4 protein-coding genes are annotated in these 2,828 nt (G+C 61.2%); 3 read left to right on the top strand and 1 reads right to left on the bottom strand.

Annotated features, from left to right (window positions below; translation table 11 throughout):
* Positions 1–89 precede the first annotated feature (89 nt).
* Genes tnpA through tnpC form a run of 3 tightly spaced genes read left to right on the top strand, consistent with a single transcriptional unit; the run spans position 90 to position 2,556 of the window.
* Positions 90–518, top strand: coding sequence for an IS66-like element accessory protein TnpA (tnpA, locus tag MRBLMR1_RS23210; RefSeq protein WP_500066488.1), 429 nt, complete (start codon positions 90–92; stop codon positions 516–518).
* Complete coding sequence (gene tnpB, locus MRBLMR1_RS23205; RefSeq protein ID WP_148148644.1) at positions 515–865, top strand: IS66 family insertion sequence element accessory protein TnpB; 351 nt, start codon at positions 515–517, stop codon at positions 863–865. Before tnpA ends, tnpB begins: the two co-directional genes overlap by 4 nt.
* 47 nt (positions 866–912) lie before the next feature.
* Entirely contained in the window at positions 913–2,556 is a 1,644-nt protein-coding gene (tnpC, locus tag MRBLMR1_RS23200) for an IS66 family transposase (protein WP_148148647.1), read from the top strand.
* Here tnpC and MRBLMR1_RS23195 read toward each other — a convergent pair.
* Positions 2,525–2,770, bottom strand: a complete 246-nt coding sequence (locus tag MRBLMR1_RS23195; protein ID WP_148148646.1) for a DUF6429 family protein — start codon at positions 2,768–2,770, stop codon at positions 2,525–2,527. The genes tnpC and MRBLMR1_RS23195 overlap by 32 nt on opposite strands.
* Between the last annotated feature and the right edge of the window lie 58 nt (positions 2,771–2,828).

The following is a 2,828-nucleotide window of genomic DNA, read 5'->3' as shown; positions in this document are numbered from 1 at the left end:
GTACGCATCCGAGTTGGGCCGCATTGTGCAGTGAGTGAGAGTGTGGATGCTCTGTCTATATAGACGGCAATATAGACGGTGCTTCACACATGGACTTGACGAATGATCTCACCGGGCATTTCAGCCGGATGGAGATTGTCGATAGCGGGCGTCGCCGGCGTTTCACGGATGAGTCGAAGCTGGCGATCGTGGCTGAGAGTTATAACGGCCCGCGGCAGGTGACGGCCACGGCGCAGCGTCATGGGATCACGCGCTGGCAGTTGAATGCCTGGCGCAGGGCCGCGCGGGAAGGACGGCTTGTTCCCCGCTCGGGGAACGGATTTGTTCCAGCGATCGTTGTTGCCGAGCCTGTTGTCGCGAATACGCCGCCTACGGCGACTGTCGCTGTGCCGCCTTCTGCCACCGGGCCCGGTCGCATGGAGGTGGTGAGTGCGAACGGCCGGCGTGTGATCGTCGGTCGGGATGTCGACGTGGACGTCCTGCTGCGGATTATGCGGGGTCTGGAGACGTTGCGATGAACCCGATTCCGATGGGAACAGGGATCAAGGTTTGGCTGTCGACCGGACATACAGACATGCGGTGCGGCTTTCCTTCGCTGGCCCTTCGGGTGCAGGAGGTGTTGAAGCATGACCCGCTGGGCGGTCATCTGTTCTGCTTCAGGGGGCGCCGAGGTGACCTGATAAAAATGATCTGGCATGATGGCCAGGGCGCATGCCTGTTCACGAAAAAATTGGAACGCGGCCGGTTCATCTGGCCGAATGCAGACGGCGGCGCGGTAGCGATCACACCGGCGCAGCTTTCCTATTTGCTATCCGGAATTGACTGGCGAGCCCCTCAGGAAACTTGGCGTCCGACAAGGGTTTGAGCGCCTTCTTCATTGAATTCGTTGAAGAAATATGTTCCTATATTGCCATGTCGTTGCCGCCGCTTTCCCTTCCCGACGATCTTGCCAGCGCCCACGCCGCGCTGCTGGCAGAACGCGAGGCGCGATTGCAGGCTGAGGCAGAAGCGACCAAAGCCAAGGCAGAGCTTTCCAGCATCGAGGCGCTCAACGCCCATCTGCAATTGCTGATCGCCAAGTTGGAACGCGACAAGCACGGTCCAAGCCGAGAGCGCACCCAGCGGCTGATCGACCAGATGGAATTGCAGCTGGAAGAACTGGTCGCCGACGCGACCGAGGACGAGCTTGCGTCCGAAGCGGCCTCTGCCAAAAGCCAGACCGTTCGGGCCTTCACTCGCAAGCGGCCGGTGCGCAAGCCTTGGCCAGAGAATATCGAGCGGGAACGTGTCGTCATCGAAGCTCCTGGCGCCTGCACCCATTGCGGTAGCGAACGGCTGTCGAAGCTGGGCGAGGATACTACCGAGACGCTGGAGGAGATCCCACGCCGCTTCAAGGTGGTCGAGACCGTCCGCGATAAGTTTACTTGCCGGGAGTGCGGCTGCATCAGCCAGGCGCCGGCGCCGTTCCATGCCACACCGCGCGGCTTTCTCGGCCCGAACCTTCTCGCCACTATAGTCTTCGACAAATTCTCCGAGCATCAGCCGCTCAACCGCCAGAGCCGGCGTTTCCGCAGCGAGGGAATTGATCTGTCCACCCAGACGCTTGCCGACCAGGTTGGCTACGTCAGCGCCGCCGTCAAGCCGCTCTTCGATCTCATCGAGACCCACGTGTTTGCGGCCGAGCGATTGCATGGCGACGACACAACCATCCCGATCCTGGCCAAGGGGCAGTGCATCACCGGCCGGATCTGGACCTACGTTTGCGACGATAGGCCCTTTGGAGGGCTCGCGCCGCCAGCCGCCGTCTTCTATGCCTCCAGCGACCGGCGTGGCGAACATCCGCAACGACATCTGGCCGAGTTCACCGGTATCCTGCAGGCCGACTGCTACAATGGCTTCAATCCGCTGTTCGATCGGACAAAGAAACAAATACCGGTGACGCCGGCCTTCTGCTTTGCCCATGCACGGCGAAAGTTCTTCGAGCTGGCCGACGTCTCTCGTGGTGCTCGCCGGGGTAAAGGCGCACGGCCTGTCTCGGCGACGGCGTTGGAGGCGGTCAAACGCATCGATGCGTTGTTTGACATCGAGCGCGATATCAACGGCACAAGCGCCGAGGAACGGCTTGCCGTGCGCCGGGAAAAGAGCAAGCCGCTGCTCATCGAGTTGGAGGCCTGGTTGCGCCAGGAACAGGAGGGCCTCTCACGCTCCTCACCGGTCATCGAACCGATCAACTACATGCTGTCGCGCTGGGCCGACTTTGCCAGATACGCCGATGACGGCAGGATCTGCATGACGAATAACGCGGCGGAAAGAGCCCTGCGCGGCGTGGCTTGCGGCAGAAAGAACTGGAGCTTCGCCGGTTCCGATCGCGGTGCCGACCGTGCCGCCATCATGCTGACCCTGATTACGACGGCTCGCCTCAACGACATCGACCCAAAGGCTTGGCTTGCCGACATTCTCGCTCGCATCGCCGATCTTCCAGTTTCCCGCCTGCATGAGCTCTTGCCCTGGAAGTGGAAGAAGATCAAGGCGGCGGCATTACCGGCTGCCGCGTAAACAGCTTGCGAAACAGCTCCTCCGACCGGCGCAGACCCTCGTCCGTCAGCACCAGTGACTTCGACTTGTTCACCGGATCGCCGATCAGGCCTTTCTGATACAAGCGATCAGTCGTCGCCCAGTCAAACCCCTTCCAGGCGCAACGCTCGTTGTGAAGCGTCAGCCATAGCAACGCCAGCACCGCGTCGTCGATTTTGTCCTTATCGATCTCCATGAACCCAACGTTACCACGCGAGCCCCATTAAGTCCCGCGGCCCACCTCGGATGGGTAC

Source organism: Neorhizobium sp. LMR1-1-1.1 (genome assembly GCF_040675795.1).
GTDB lineage: Bacteria > Pseudomonadota > Alphaproteobacteria > Rhizobiales > Rhizobiaceae > Neorhizobium > Neorhizobium cellulosilyticum.
The sequence above is the reverse complement of the archived record's forward strand: the minus strand, read 5'-3'. Positions and strand labels throughout refer to the sequence as shown.